This window comes from Bartonella sp. HY038, from assembly GCF_014117425.1.
GTDB lineage: Bacteria > Pseudomonadota > Alphaproteobacteria > Rhizobiales > Rhizobiaceae > HY038.
Genome location: NZ_CP059725.1, coordinates 1,227,797 through 1,243,347, shown reverse-complemented (window position 1 = coordinate 1,243,347; position 15,551 = coordinate 1,227,797). Strand labels below are relative to the sequence as shown.

Annotated in this window: 12 protein-coding genes; 4 read left to right on the top strand and 8 right to left on the bottom strand. The window is 38.6% G+C overall.

Annotated elements, in window-relative coordinates; all coding sequences use genetic code 11:
* Positions 1-312: 312 nt before the first annotated feature.
* Positions 313-774, top strand: a complete 462-nt coding sequence (locus H3299_RS05255) for an NfeD family protein (RefSeq protein WP_182419240.1) — start codon at positions 313-315, stop codon at positions 772-774.
* Positions 775-891: 117 nt separating this feature from the next.
* Here the strand turns inward: H3299_RS05255 and hemH are convergent, their stop codons facing one another.
* Together hemH and H3299_RS05245 are read right to left on the bottom strand one after the other, a co-directional pair.
* Complete coding sequence (gene hemH / locus H3299_RS05250; RefSeq protein ID WP_182419239.1) at positions 892-1,905, bottom strand: ferrochelatase; 1,014 nt, start codon at positions 1,903-1,905, stop codon at positions 892-894.
* Between the two features lie 194 nt (positions 1,906-2,099).
* Positions 2,100-2,477 carry a hypothetical protein gene (locus H3299_RS05245; protein ID WP_182419238.1) on the bottom strand — a complete coding sequence of 126 codons (378 nt, stop codon included), beginning with the start codon at positions 2,475-2,477 and terminating at the stop codon, positions 2,100-2,102.
* A gap of 598 nt (positions 2,478-3,075) precedes the next feature.
* Here H3299_RS05245 and H3299_RS05240 point away from each other — a divergent pair.
* Positions 3,076-4,440: a sigma-54 dependent transcriptional regulator gene (locus H3299_RS05240; protein WP_182419237.1), complete on the top strand. Its 1,365-nt coding sequence runs from the start codon at positions 3,076-3,078 to the stop codon at positions 4,438-4,440.
* Between the two features lie 774 nt (positions 4,441-5,214).
* Here the strand turns inward: H3299_RS05240 and H3299_RS05235 are convergent.
* From H3299_RS05235 to H3299_RS05220, 4 genes are all read right to left on the bottom strand, one after another.
* Complete coding sequence (locus tag H3299_RS05235) at positions 5,215-6,318, bottom strand: spore coat U domain-containing protein (RefSeq protein ID WP_182419236.1); 1,104 nt, start codon at positions 6,316-6,318, stop codon at positions 5,215-5,217.
* A 186-nt stretch (positions 6,319-6,504) separates the two neighbouring features.
* Positions 6,505-9,183 (bottom strand): fimbria/pilus outer membrane usher protein, encoded by a 2,679-nt coding sequence (locus H3299_RS05230; protein ID WP_182419235.1) that lies wholly within the window; start codon positions 9,181-9,183, stop codon positions 6,505-6,507.
* Between the two features lie 111 nt (positions 9,184-9,294).
* Positions 9,295-10,035: a molecular chaperone gene (locus tag H3299_RS05225; RefSeq protein ID WP_182419234.1), complete on the bottom strand. Its 741-nt coding sequence runs from the start codon at positions 10,033-10,035 to the stop codon at positions 9,295-9,297.
* An 87-nt stretch (positions 10,036-10,122) separates the two neighbouring features.
* A complete protein-coding gene (locus tag H3299_RS05220; RefSeq protein WP_182419233.1) occupies positions 10,123-10,698 on the bottom strand; it encodes a spore coat protein U domain-containing protein in 576 nt (191 codons plus the stop codon).
* A gap of 1,416 nt (positions 10,699-12,114) precedes the next feature.
* Here H3299_RS05220 and H3299_RS05215 point away from each other — a divergent pair.
* Together H3299_RS05215 and H3299_RS05210 are read left to right on the top strand one after the other, a co-directional pair.
* The gene (locus tag H3299_RS05215; RefSeq protein ID WP_182419232.1) at positions 12,115-12,465 is read left to right on the top strand and encodes a DMT family protein; all 351 of its coding nucleotides are present in this window, start codon (positions 12,115-12,117) and stop codon (positions 12,463-12,465) included.
* 72 nt (positions 12,466-12,537) lie between these two features.
* Positions 12,538-13,752: an NADP-dependent isocitrate dehydrogenase gene (locus H3299_RS05210; protein WP_182419231.1), complete on the top strand. Its 1,215-nt coding sequence runs from the start codon at positions 12,538-12,540 to the stop codon at positions 13,750-13,752.
* A 354-nt stretch (positions 13,753-14,106) separates the two neighbouring features.
* Here H3299_RS05210 and H3299_RS05205 read toward each other — a convergent pair whose 3' ends face one another.
* Both H3299_RS05205 and lipA read right to left on the bottom strand, forming a co-directional pair.
* Positions 14,107-14,562, bottom strand: coding sequence for a type II toxin-antitoxin system RatA family toxin (locus H3299_RS05205; RefSeq protein WP_182419230.1), 456 nt, complete (start codon positions 14,560-14,562; stop codon positions 14,107-14,109).
* A complete protein-coding gene (gene lipA, locus H3299_RS05200; RefSeq protein ID WP_182419229.1) occupies positions 14,562-15,524 on the bottom strand; it encodes a lipoyl synthase in 963 nt (320 codons plus the stop codon). Before lipA ends, H3299_RS05205 begins: the two co-directional genes overlap by 1 nt.
* Positions 15,525-15,551 lie beyond the last annotated feature (27 nt).

Here is a 15,551-nt window from a genome sequence, read left to right as displayed (position 1 = left end):
TAATTTCTTCAATCAAAGGTATTTAACATACGGTTTTTACAAAAATCAGATGTACTTACAAAGACTAAGATGAAATATTATATAACCATATTTTCACCTTATTCGCTTTTAAATTGTAAGATATTTTTAAAATATTTCACTGATTATAAAATTTAACATTTATATTAGCTTTAACGCCGATATATATAATTAATTTTGTACTGATATTGCAATTTTTCTTAACACCGCCAATTTAAGATAAAAAGCAATTTACAACGTTATTTTATTTCATCGCCTTTTAGAGGTCTTAAAATATGCAAATGGATAGGCTGAATGTTAGATTTTTTTGAAATACTTGGTTATTGGTGCTGGCTTATTGCAGGCTTTATATTGCTAGTCTTAGAGCTGTTTGTCGCCGGTGTCTATCTTATGTGGTTTGGCTTAGCAGCCATTGCAACAGCAATTGTTGTTTGGTTGTTAGAAGGTCATTTTCCAATTTTTGCAATGTGGCAAACACAGCTTTTTATATTCATTATTTTTTCAGTCATCACCGTATTAATCGGTGTCAAGCTTAACCAAAAAAGCAAAATGACTGATGCACCATTTTTAAATAATCGCACTGAAGAATTAATTGGCTACGTCTCCACCCTTGAAGAACCAATCATCAATGGCAAAGGCCGTTTGAGAATCGGCGATTCATTATGGAATATTATTGGGCCTGATCTGCCTCAAGGCACCACTGTGCGAATAAAATCTTATCAAAATGGATTTTTTGAAGTTGAAAGCATTAACTAGATCAAGAGTTGCAATTTAAAACAAACCCCATAACAAAAGTTACGGGGTTTTTAGTTTATAGCGATGAAAAGATAAAACTGCTTTTTTAAATATTTTAGGCGGTAATTTGTGTTTTCCCTATTTCACCCAGCCAGATAATTCTTGACGCACGAGTGTTTCAATAATTTTTATACCCAAATCACTCGCATTGAGACATGGAATGTGTGAAAAATTAACCCCGCCATTTTCATGAAAGCTTTCGGCTGCTTCATGGCCAATTTCATCAACGGTTTCAAGACAATCAGACACAAAGCCTGGATTAAACACCGCAATGGATTTTATCCCCTTTGTAGGCAATTCATCAATTGTTTTATCACTATAGGGCTGCAACCATTCTTCAGGACCAAAACGTGATTGAAAGGTCATTAGCAGCTTATCTTCCCCTAAGCCCATTTTTTGCCGTAAAGCATTGGTAGTTTTTGCGCAATCTTGCGGATAAATATCACCGCGTTTTGCGTAACTTTGTGGAATACCATGATAGGAAGCGACCAGAACATCTGGTGTAAAATCGAGCGTTGCCAAATGATTATCAATAGATTGTGCCAAAGCATCAATATAAACAGGATGATCGGGATAAGACGGCACCGTACGAATAGCTGGTTGCACCCGATGGGTTTTTAAAGCGTCAAAAAACGCATCATTCACCGTCGCCGTAGTTGTTGCTGAATATTGCGGATAAAGCGGAAATAATACAATCTTATCGCAGCCTTGCTGTAATAATCTGCTTGTCACCTGGTCGATCGATGGCTGTCCGTAACGCATCGCCCAATCGACGACTATGGTGTCATCATTGTTAAGATCTTGTAATTGCGCTGCCAGTCTTTCTGCTTGCAAGCGCGTATAATGGCGTAATGGCGATTCATTGGTTTCCTTAAACCAAACACGATCATAAGCTGCGCCAGATTTTTTAGGGCGAATGCTTAAAACAATGGCTTGTAAGATCGGCTGCCAAACGAAACTTGGCCATTCAATAACACGTTTATCTGATAAAAATTGCGATAGATATTTACGCATATTCCAATAGTCTGTTCCATTTGGTGTCCCAAGATTAACAAGAAGGACACCAATTTTTGACTTACGCGCTGGCTGCATAATATTGAAACTTTCATTATTTTATAAAACTAGTGAATATTACATTTCTTTAAATAGGTAATTTTTATCAAGTTTTAAGAGATATCTGAAAATTTGTCAAAATTATAAAAGCCTTACATTTAGACACACCAATGCCTAGCTCAATAGGATAATACTGATATAATAAAATGCAATTTGATACCATCTAAGATGGCTTATTGCCTTGTTAAAGTAAAGTGAGAACCAGACTCGGTCGTGCATAACAATCTACTATAGCCTGATAAAGCGCAGTTTACGCGTGACACCGTACCACGTACCAACGACCTCATCTCAAGAGAAACCATCTCCGGAGACGTCATTGCATAATTGCCTTCTGATAATTTTTCTTGTGTATCAATCGATCGTGTTTCAAAAATCCCATTACGGAAAGAAGAAAAAGCAACACCTTCTGAATCAATCCATTGTCCTTCAATGCCACGACTAACCTGCGGCTGTACAACAGGGTTTATTGGCCCATTCATATCTGGTGCTATACAACCACTGAGCGCAAAACCAACTATTGCAGTAGAGACAAGGGATATTAAAAACTTCATTTTTTACTCCAAACCCATTTGGGCAATTATAATGGATAAAACAACTATTCCCAATATTGGGCTAAAATAATGGATTGCATTCTTTCATAGGAACATTCTAAACAATGTTTCAACTTTTTGGTGCAACTTTTGTCATAATTTTTTAGAGCGTTTATTTTACTGTTTATCATCGTCATAAAAGTAACAATACGTTATTAAATAATTCTGTTTTTTTTCAAAGCAATGGAAACTTTAAATATTTCGTTAAAAAAGTGCCAACTGTTGCATTTATTCATCAATAGGAAAGAATATGCGTATCCGATCATAGATTTAAATATTTTAGTTAAACAAAATATATAATCAAGCTATATAATTTTGATAAATTTCATCCATTTGAGGACTATCCCTATCCTCCACTTAAAATTGACGCTTCCAAAACTATGTTATCGGCAGCAGATAATGGATAACCACGATCTCATGCGATGAACAGAAGCGTTTAAGATACGCAATCGCCTCAGTTACGAAATACGTAGTTTAGAATATAAAGAATTGATATGGCTTCACATGCAACTAATTTATCTACAAACCGTTATACTGGTAACTAGGAGTATTAAATATAATGGTTAGTACAATTTTAGTTGCCATGGAAGACTTAGGTCGTAGGCAACGTATTTCCAAGTTGCTGATTAATCAGGGGTACCGCATAATCGAAGCGAGTAGTGGTTATCATACATTAGACTTGCTTCGAAGACGTCCCAATATTATTTTAGCACTATTAGATTTGCAGATGTCCGATATTAATGGATTAGATTTCATTGATACACTAAGGACGGCTGGAATCCGCTCACCGATCATTATTGTGTCCTACAAGGATGAAAGCAGAGATTTAGCACGTGCGATCGAGTCTGGTGCAAATGATTTTATCATTGATCCGTTTTCTGACATACGCCTTATGGTGACGATAAAAAATACTATGCAACGTGCTGCTATAGAGCGCGAGATTAAAAGCATGCATAGATGCTTTGAAGGCAATCTGCACTTTTCGGATCTGGTGGTGAACAGCCTTGCTATGCAGACCACAGTCATGGTGGCAAAAGACATTGTCGAACACGAACACAATGTCATAATAACCGGAGAACAAGGGACAGGTAGAAATAGTATTGCAACTATAATACATAGGGAAAGCGGGTATGAAAGTGCAACTTTGCGTAATATTCAATGCCGCTACTCTTTAAACCATGAAGAATATGCAGAGGATTGGAAACGCAACGTTGAAAGAGCACTCGATAATTTTTCAAACGGGACACTACTTTTCCTCAACATTGAAAGCCTTACACAAAAGGCGCAAGATTTTCTTTATGATCGGTTAATTAAACTCGGCGTCGAAAATAATCACCATATACGATTGATTGCGACGACAACCCCTGAAATAAATGAAATATTAGCAGAGGGGCAATTTCACAAGAAACTATATAAACTATTCGCGCAAAGACAATTGTCCATACCTCCACTTAGAAATCGACGAGAAGATATAACCGATATTGCAAAAAACCTTTTAATTCATATTATAACAGAGACAGGCTATTCGCATGTTTCTGGACTATCAAATTCGGCTATCAATTTTCTATCGCAATATGATTGGCCCGATAATATTCTCGAGTTAGATAGAATATTGTTTCGCGCCGTACTTCTAAGCTCTGGGCCCCTTTTATCCATTGCTGATTTCCCGCAACTTGTGAAAGGCGAAGTTTCAGAACCCGAAAGCAAAGAGCAAACCAAAGGCTCCGGTTCTGATGATTTTTTCTTTGATAAAACTGGTCATATTTGCTCTCTCGATGCACTTGAACGCATGGTAATAAAAACCGCTATGACACGCTATCAAGGACGTATTAGCGAAGTAGCACGCCGTTTAAAAATTGGTAGATCGACTCTCTATCGAAAGTTAGTAGAGCTAGAGATTGATACCGAAAATAGTTATATGTAGAATTAATACTACCCATTTTAGATGCCTTGCCGCTAAAAAAATCTTGCCCTCAATTACTTGTTTTTAAACATCGAGGGCTAGCACAATTTGAAAGTAGTTTTTAGAGCAGCTTAGGGCAGGATTTTTAAATAGAGGCAACACTTAAACAACTGCTAGATGATCTTAAAATCATCCTTAAATAACACTCTTAGGTGTTAGCCCCTATATTTAATCAATCATGGGAGACAAATCATATCAAACGATTCCCTCAGTAGAAGGTAAACCGCACCACATTGTCCAAAGCGTCTATTAAAGGAACGGTTATAATTGTCCATCAATTCTTTAATTTACCGATGGCTTGACTTTGAGCCTTTTTTTGCCGCATCTGTAACGATGAACGGGGATAATCATGGTATCAACCATCATATATTCATAATCAAGCTCATCTGATGTAGATTCAAATATCGGCTCAAATACATTCTAGCATGACCAACCATCAAAACGCTCAAAGACTGCGTACTAGCTAGCAAAGATTGTAGGCAAATCCCACCTAAGTATGTTGCTACTGCTTTTTATAAGACAGCATCAAAATATATAAACGGTTGTCATTGCCACTGCGATAGTGATGGCTCTTTTTGGCTAAGTACAGTGACTCGATGAGTAAACATCGTTGATCTGTTAGAACTAGTCAAACTATGATATTCATCCTTAAAAGATGATAGAAACACAGTTTAAATCATTTAGGAATTCTAAATATCAACACAGCTAAGCAATACATTACCACATGAAACGTATCTAATAGACAATTGTTGCAACAACATTATCACGATAATTCCCAACTTCAGGCGAAAAATTTCCTTTTGGATTTATCTTACCATCAATTCTTATTGTCTGTTCAGCCCCGGTTGCGGTCCCCTTATAGGTATCAACACCCTCAGTATTTCCCCAAATCATTTGTGTATTAGGTAAATATAAATCATAGGCAATTGTCTTTGTGTCATCAAAAACAGCTCCCGTTGAAAATTTAGACATGCGACGATCGGTAGTACTTTTGTTTCGCCCACCATCCAACTTTATCTCATAGGATGCATTTAGATTACACACTACCCCCAATTCACCATAAGCAACGATGTTCGCGTTTAATCGCGTATGCATACCAAAGTTAATGTGGCGTTTAATTCTAAATTGACATGACGGTAATACCTGAGCAGTAACGGTAATTGTAACGGGTTCCGATATATCGGGAAAATTTGCACATGAAGTTCTTCCACCCACGCTTCCACCACCAGCACCTGAACGCAGCGTAACTTTATATTGATTGGAATACTTTCCGGCAGGTAGATTAGGTTGATTAAAATTAAAAACTGCGAATAAATTAAACCACAAACTAACATTCATAGGCCCTGACGGAGTCCCCGTCCCCCGCCATGGTTCTTGAGTAGATAAGGAAACTCCTGGCACCTGAACCCCGTCACCTACTCTAGCGCCAACATCTAGATTATTTAAATAATAATTATACATAAGTTTATGTTCTGACGCAGGATTGCCATCAAGATAAAGATACCTAGGATCAGCACTCTGTCCGCTTTCCAGCGATTCAATCCCGACACAAACCGAACCGGAAGCAAACCATGAATTATTAGCCATTTGATAAAAATCACTAGAACAGGTGGGTTTAAGATCACTATCAGCTCTACCCTGTTTAATTAATAAGCCGCTAATATCACCAAAATCAATAACTGAAGATCCATTCAGTTTACACACCATCCTACCAGATTGCCACGCATTTTGCGCATAAGCATCATTATGAATAGAGAAAACTAACATAGAAGAAAATAAAGTAGCCACTAAACCATAACAAGAAGCTTTCTTTTTTAGTGTAGCCCCATTTGAATTCATAATTCCAACATTCCTCTCATAATAATCTGTAATCAAATAGAATTGCTAAATTTTAAAATAATATTTGCCGAGTGACGTAACTCATTACAAACCAACCACTATAAGAAATACCAATTTTGTCTCACTTCTTACCAACCATCAATTCCATTTAAATCTATAAACGTTATGTGCTAAGCAACATGAAACTTATCTTTGATTTGCGCGCCCCATTGGGCGACAGACAATAGTTTGGCTACCTGACTGCAACCCAGGATTAACTGACGCTTCAATAACAGCTTCACACGTATTGCCATTTTTTTCCAAGACATGAAGTGTTGCGGGTAAGCTAATCTGATTAAGCTGTATAACAGCAAGTCCGTCATAACCGATATCGAAACCAACGTCAGATCCTGCGACTTGCGCATAAGATCCAACCTCAATTGTATTACCATCAGTTCCTTTTAAAGAAACATATAAGTATTGATCACCTGTTGCTCCGCCGAAGTGCACTACAACACCACTTTGCGCTGCTGGACGGACGTCTTCATCGGTTTTATCCACAATAGCATCCGGAGGTAAACTATTCATATCTAGCGAGATATTAGACGTCGTATATGAAAGAAGATCTGGAACTACCAATCTGCCATTGCGCCATGTAGTACCATATTTTTGATTATTAACTTTAACACCAACATCAGGCACACCAACGTTCACAACGGCAAATGAATCTTCAATACGTGTCGTAGGCATTAAAGCACCATCGGCATAGACCACCCCACCAGCCGCACTTGCTGTTGCACGCCAAGTATCTTCATACTGATCAATGGATGCACCTAACAAGGCGACAGACGTACGGTACTGTCCATCGGCTCCACGCTGTGTGCGTTTACCTTCAGTATCACGAATTGCCCAACCATAATCACCAACATTACCACCGAGGCTTTTAGCCACTTGTGACGTAAAACGAGATCCTTCATGGTCTGTAGTAACATTTGTGGAAGCGCTATATCCTTTATCAAAGGTAAACGAAAGCCCCGCAAAAACGCTATAGGCGTCAGAATCTTTCAGATTAACAAATCCGGTTGCGTAACCATAAATTCCATGCCCAAAACTGCGACTACTGGACACACTTAAATATTTTGAATCCTTTTGATCCCAGTAATCCACCTCAGTATAACTTAGTGTAATCGTAGCAGGATCAAACCGTAGATTGGTACTTAAAGACAACTGATTAACAGCTTTGGCAGGCCTAGCAGAGGCTCGGCTAAGAGCACGATAACTATCATTAGAAAAATCAATATTTTCCCAATCAATATCTTCAGTAATATCGCGATTTTTACGATCGACAATTGAGGCCGTATCATTGTAGTTGCTATAAGTCCTTTGCGTCATTGCATTAAAATAAAAACCCCAACGCTCCAACTGTAAATTTGCATATAGTTGTTGCCCTGTTTCACTCTTATAACTACTAGCACTACCGGCAACAGAAAGACGACCTAGGTCTCCAATAGTGAAAACAGCACCCAAACCGCCATTAAAGAAATCACTACCAGCTTCTGCATGTGCCTCACCAGTCAAACTATTTGTAAAACCATAACGAGTAGTACCTGAAACAAAGAAATCACTGGAATAACTACCAGACTTACTACCATAATTAGTACGTGGGACACCTGCCTCAACGGCGAAATCCCATAAACCTTTGGCTAATAAATCACTTGAAGCGTAAAATGAAATTTCTTTTACAGACTCTTGCCCCATGGCATCACGAACGACAAGTCGCGCAGAATTAGCACCAGTAACAACAGGAATATCTGTCAAAGAGAAAGGTCCGGTTGGAACATCTGAAACCGCGCGCTGAGCATTATTTATATAAAGATCAACAGCTGATGGAACTGCTGCAGATCCCGAAAGCTCAGGCAATGCCATTGTAACAAGATTGTCGCGGAGATCAAAATTTCTACGCAGTTGAACACCGCCTAACCGCGTAGAGCGCGACCACGAAACACTTCTTGTTATCAAATCGCCCACTTGATAAGTCATCATACGCTTTTCATCAGAATACGTCCAATAACTATCAAGGCGAATAGCATCGCTTCTATCACGACCAAAGCCTTGAGATGAATAGCGTAATAATTCAGATGTATAAAATGTGCCAAACTTACCCGAGACACGCCCATCTATTGTGGCGGAAACGCCTTGAAAATCCCAAATATCCTTAAAATTTTCATGCCCAGAATCGGCGTAAATATTATAGTTCAAAACAGCCGCCAAATCTGACTGTGGCTTTATTTCACCTTCTGAACCGCCAGAGCGAGCAGCAGCAGCTAATGGATTTAGACTTAAGGCATAAGGAGCCAAGGCATCAGGATCAGTAGTAATAAATGCTAATGTTTCAGTGCGGGGATCAAATGTAAATTGTACATTCTTTAGCGCAGATAAGCTAACCCACCCATCGTTGTTTGTGGCAGATCGTTGAGGCAATATACCGATCCCACGAAGTACATCGGCATTCATAATGAATGAACCGTCGGCTAACTGTCGAACTGCGATCAAATTAGGACGGGTCTCACCATTAACAGTAACGTCAACAAAGGCATCAGCTTGCTGACCAGATAAACCGTCTACAGCAGCACCGACAGACTCCCCCTCCTGATAACTAAGAGCCGCTAACTCATCAACAGATCCGCTTTGGACATTAGTTGCACTGGTATAATTAGAGGAAGCTACTTCATCAGAAGTCATCCACTGCACATCATCATTTATCTGCTGAGCAAAGCCATCTGAAGTAAAACACCCCAAAAAGGCACCACTTGCCAATAAAAGAGCCATACGACTAGAACTATAAAGCAGTTTACGTCCCGCCTTTTTGCTATATTCACATTTCATCCTATATGCCCCCAATAGGAATTCAAATTTTAGACATTCCGAAAATGCCATCCGATCTAACTTGCCCCGAACAAATTTGAACGAAATTAAATCAAATAAACATCGCGCTCCTTATTGCAGAGGATACTCAATTTGCCCCACATCAGATGTAAACCTTATTCTATCAGGCTTACCGCCACCCCTTGTGGCCACAAAGAATCGAAAATCAGATCCAGGCAAAGCATATCCGACGAGCTTCGACTTAGCTCCAATAACTTGCCCTCCAGCAAGAAGGAAAACGTCGGCCATACGAATACGATTACTTCCTCTATTGGTTGCAGTGATGTTAAAACCACCAGAAGCCGGTTGAGCAAAAAATGAGATACTAGCTTGAGAAGCGCCTACACCACCCGTACCAGGAGAAAAAAATACGGGTACAACTTGACGTAACACCATGCTTACACCAGCTGAGGATTCACCGGCATTATTGGTCCGCAATGCAGAAGGTGGAATCTGATCTACAAAGACCCGATAAGCCTCTTGACCCAATACTGGTCCCTTAGCAACGCGTGACACTCTTACCGTAGCGACACCACCAGGCTTAACAGAAACAAATGGTGGCGTAATCACAACATCATTTGTTGGCGCATAATAATCTTTACCGCCTTTTTGCTGCCAACGAAAAACACGAACCTGCAGACGAACTGGCATACGACTTGTATTTCGAACCATAATATTATCTGCAACTTTAGGTGGTTTCACATCCAAAACCAAAGGCATAACAGTTAAACTCACACCATTAGCCAGTTCCTGCGATTGCACCGCCCCTGTCGCCAAAGCCAAATAAATTATGATTAAAGCCAATATCCGCATCTATTTATCCACCAAACTTAAAAAGAAATTTAAAATGGGGCAGGAGAACACTCCCACCCCAAAGCTTCCAAATGGAAGCAATATTTATTAGTAGGTAAGAGTTGCAACCAATGCGTCAGTATAAGTACCAACAGCTGGCTGCGTTTGGGTCGCAGGAATTGCTGGGATACAGATGGCAAAATAATGTGAAGCCGAACCATTCATAGTACCAGAACTAGCATCAATATTACCAGTAAATGGACGGGTCGCATCCCAACGCTCACCACCACAAGCACGCGATGAAAGGTTAACTGCTTTATAAACATCATAAGCAATTACACCAGTACCACTGCTAAGTTTACGACCTACAGGCAAGCCACCAGACGCTGCAGAATTACTACCTTCACTGAGGCTCAAGCTATAATCACCAGCATTAGCCGCGTTGCCACCATTACAATCCACAACAACCTCACGTGTTTCAACTAAATTTGTTGAAATGCGTGAATAAGTGCCGAAATTCACGTTACCGGAATTATTAGGGAAGTTCACAGTACAACCAGTAGTAATACTAACTTCAACCTGCAAGTCAGCAGTTGCTGGACTAGTTGACTGAGCCTGAGCCAAGCCCGCACCCATTGCCAAAACACTGACTGTAGCCAAAGTTTTTAAAATAATACGTTTCATTTGATAACTCCTAATTCTAAGCACAGTTTAAGAAATTCTGCACACCCAATGCAGAACTTTAATTTGCCACTGATAAATCACTGGCAAATTAAAAACACTTCACGAAAATCAAAGGATTTTTGTTGAAACAACCCAGACACCCCGAATGGGTTATAATTGCATGTTCAAATGAATTAATATTTACTTGGACAAAACAAATAACAAAAATTTAACTTCAATTATTAATAGAAATAAATAATTTACTTCAACTCAATAAATAAAATCGCCCCCGACTTTAACGCTTAACAGTTATCTACCATTCAAAATATCTTAAATCAATATAGTTTTAGTAAAAAAAATCATATAATGCACAAATACAACATTTTAAACATTATTAATATTTAAATATCTTAAATATCATATAATAATATTAGTAAATTTTAATTAGATACTTTACAAATTACATAAATATACAATTACACCAATAAAAATACATATAATAATTACAACAAACCTAACAATCTATAAATTTGTAAATACAAATTCTAGAAACAATATATTTATTAAATTGAATAAAAATAATGGAATAACAGAGATAATATTTACTTTTAATTATTATATCAAACTTAACGATACTTATTTCAATTTCCGGATTACTGGGCAGTTAAAGCGCCACTCACACTTCTTTAAGTAAAGGTATAAATACTCTTTTGGAATACCATTAAAGCGACGCATATGTCGTTTGGCTAGGCTTTAGAATAGCTCTACTCCATTGACATGAATGCGCTCATCCACAAAGGTTTTTGCCCGAAGGTTTCAAATGCATGATCCGCTCACGGTGAAATTCAGACACATCAAGATCATCATAGGCTGCAAATTGTTTGTATAAACAATGAAATTTGGTTTGATTGATTACTTAGTAATCGATAAAAGCGTTTGGTACAGGCATTAGGGAAACGCAAAAGCATTATTTTTACGATTGCGTTTTGACAATTTGAATATGAGTGTTTTACTACAAGATCTATGTTTTTGTACCTTTAGCCACACCAACAAAATAACTCTCATCAAGTTCAATTTAACCGCCTATAAGTTAAAACGCTTATTCTTCAAGGCGGGAAGCTATCTCCTCTCACAGTTTACGGAAATAAAGCGTAGCTGTGTTTCTGTTTACGCTTGTTAAAACCGTTGTAGAACCAGCCTTTAATCCTTAAAAGAAATACTTAATGAACTCCACTTTTTACTTATCAAAGGTAAATTTAACGCAGTCACTTATTCATTGGATACCAATAGCTGCTTTAAACTATCTACACCAGCCCCAATATTTTACATCATGTAGGCTGGTGATTATCATAACTTCAAATAGATTTCGAAAAATTGATTTGCAACCATAAACACATCTGCGATCCTTGGCGCCAAATAAACTAGATCGGAATCACTATGCCAGCATTGCCATATATTGCGCCCATTCTTTTGCTATTAGCTTCAAATGTATTTATGACTTTTGCTTGGTATGGCCATTTAAAATTCCCAAATCGCCCACTAATGCTGATTATATTTATAAGTTGGCTCATCGCATTTTTCGAATATTGCCTTGCAGTTCCAGCAAATCGTATGGGGCATAACGTTTATTCAGCAGCGCAATTAAAAACAATACAAGAAGTCATTACCTTGATTGTATTTGCATTTTTCTCAGTAGCATTTTTAGGTGAAAAACTCACACTTAACCATTTGGTCGGCTTCTCATTCATCTGCCTTGGTGCTTATTTTGTATTCAAAGGTCCGTTATAATACGCTTTGTACTTTTACTAACCATTTTCCAATGCTATAGAAATTAATCACATTAACGAAGAGGAACATTTAATGGCAAAGATCAAAGTTGAAAATCCTGTTGTTGAGCTAGACGGCGATGAAATGACACGGATTATTTGGCAACTCATTAAAGACAAGTTGATTCACCCTTATCTTGATGTTGATTTGAAATATTATGACCTTTCAATTGAAAATCGTGACGCAACCGACGATCAGGTAACAATTGATTCTGCAAATGCTATCAAAAAATATGGCGTTGGCATCAAATGTGCAACCATAACACCGGATGAAGCACGCGTAGAAGAATTTAAGCTAAAGAAAATGTGGAAGTCGCCAAACGGCACTATTCGTAATATTTTAGGTGGCGTAATTTTCCGTGAACCAATTATTTGTGAAAATGTTCCGCGTCTTGTTCCAGGTTGGACTCAACCAATTGTTGTTGGTCGTCATGCATTTGGCGATCAATACCGCGCAACAGATTTCCGTTTCCCTGGTAAAGGAAAGCTAACAATCAAGTTTGTTGGCGAAGATGGTGAAGTTATTGAACATGATGTCTATGATGCACCAAGTTCTGGTGTGGCGATGGCTATGTATAACCTCGATGATTCCATTCGTGACTTTGCCCGTGCATCATTAAATTATGGCTTGCAACGCAATTTCCCTGTCTACCTTTCAACCAAAAACACTATTTTGAAAGCTTATGACGGTCGCTTCAAGGATATATTCCAAGAGGTTTATGATGCAGAATTTAAGGGAGAATTTGAAAAACGCAAATTATGGTATGAGCACCGCCTTATCGATGACATGGTTGCTTCTGCTCTTAAATGGTCTGGTGGCTATGTTTGGGCATGTAAAAACTATGATGGTGATGTGCAGTCTGATATTGTTGCCCAAGGTTTCGGCTCACTTGGCCTCATGACTTCAGTTCTCATGACACCCGATGGTAATACAGTTGAAGCGGAAGCGGCTCACGGTACAGTTACCCGCCATTATCGCCAATATCAAAAAGGCGAAGAAACCTCAACAAACTCTATCGCTTCTATTTTTGCGTGGACGCGTGGTCTTGCTCATCGTGCAAAGTTAGACAATAATCAAGCACTTAAAGACTTTGCATTAACTCTTGAAAAAGTTTGCGTTGATACAGTTGAATCAGGTTTCATGACTAAGGATCTTGCTTTATTAGTAGGCCCAGATCAAAAATGGCTATCCACGACAGGCTTCCTCGATAAAGTTGACGAAAATCTGCAAAAAGCAATGAATAAGTAACATTCTTGCTGAATGAATGAATAAAAGCCAGGCAAATTTTGATATTTGCTTGGCTTTTTATTTTATCGAAAAGAACATTTTTTACATTTGCTAATATGAATTAGAATAAAAGAGCCCTAAGTTAGAACATTGATTTAATTAAATTAAAATGAGTAATTAAAAATGGTTATGAGTTAGCAAACCAAAGGAGTTATACAATAAGCAAAATGATATGATTAAGGTAAAAATATAATTTCGGATCTAAAGACCTACACTACTTTTTTGATCTTCACTAGGCTCAGCCCCTATATTAACACCCAAAATATTCCAAGCCTTTATTATATTTCTTGTTAGAATTAGTACCATTATCAGCAATTAAGAGTTGCCATAAATCTCATCGGCGCGTTTTTCAAATGCCGATGTCATTTTTTGAAAAGCCATATCAAAAACCGATCCAACTAAAATTGTTAGCATGCGGTTTTTGAATTCATAATCCATATAAAAATCAACATCGCACCCTTCCCCACTCTCTTGTGGAGAAAAAGTCCAACGATTTTCAAGATGTTTAAAGGGCCCGTCAATATATTTTACATCAATGATACCTTGATTGCGGTCAAGTAAAACTTGGCTAGTAAAAGTCTCACGGATGAGCTTATAACCAGCTGTCATATCGGCAACTAACAATACCTTATCGTCTTTTTCGCGCTTTTGTCTAATAATCAGCGCTTCGCACATCGGTACGAATTCAGGATATTTTTCTACATCAGCAACCAGATCAAACATCTGATCTGGCCTATGTGCGACAATCATTTTAGTTGAGATTCTAGGCATTAGCGTTTGGCTGCAAGTTGAGCAGCTCGGGCTGCTTTTAACATCTCGAAATCATCACCAGCATGGTGTGATGAACGCGTTAATGGGCTTGATGCCATATGCAAAAAGCCTTTGGTTTTACCAATTGTAGCGTAGGACTTAAATTCTTCCGGCGTTATAAACCGAATAACCGGATGATGCTTGCGCGTTGGCTGCAAATATTGGCCGATAGTCATAAAATCAACATCGGCGGAACGTAAATCATCCATCAATTGCAATATTTCATTACGCTCTTCGCCAAAGCCAACCATAATGCCAGACTTGGTAAAGATAGACGGATCAAGCTCTTTTACCTTTTGCAGTAAACGAATAGATTGGAAGTAACGCGCACCAGGCCGCACCTTGAGATATTTCGATGGAACAGTTTCCAAATTATGGTTAAACACATCAGGCTTAGCAGCTACCACGATTTCTAGTGCGCCATCCTTATGACGAAAATCTGGGGTTAGCACCTCAATGGTGGTTTGTGGATTAGTTGAACGAATTGCAGTAATGACTTTAGCAAAATGCATAGCACCACCATCAGCAAGATCGTCACGATCCACAGAGGTAATCACCACATGCTTTAAACCCATTTGTTGAATTGCATCAGCAACACGCTGCGGCTCACCATCATCAAGCGGCAAAGGAATACCAGTGGTTACATTACAAAATGCACAAGCGCGGGTACAAATTTCCCCCATAATCATGAAACTGGCATGACGTTGATGCCAACACTCACCCATATTAGGGCAACCCGCTTCTTCACAAACGGTAACCAGCTTATTGGTGCGAACGATATCACGAGTTTCTGCATAAATCTTCGAGGTTGGTGCTTTTACCCGAATCCAATCTGGCTTTTTTAAAACCTCATTATCCGGCTTATGCGCTTTTTCAGGATGCCTTGCTCGTTTTTGAGCAACAGTATTGAGCACCGTAACCATTTTTATTCCTCTTCCGGCAATTGCTTG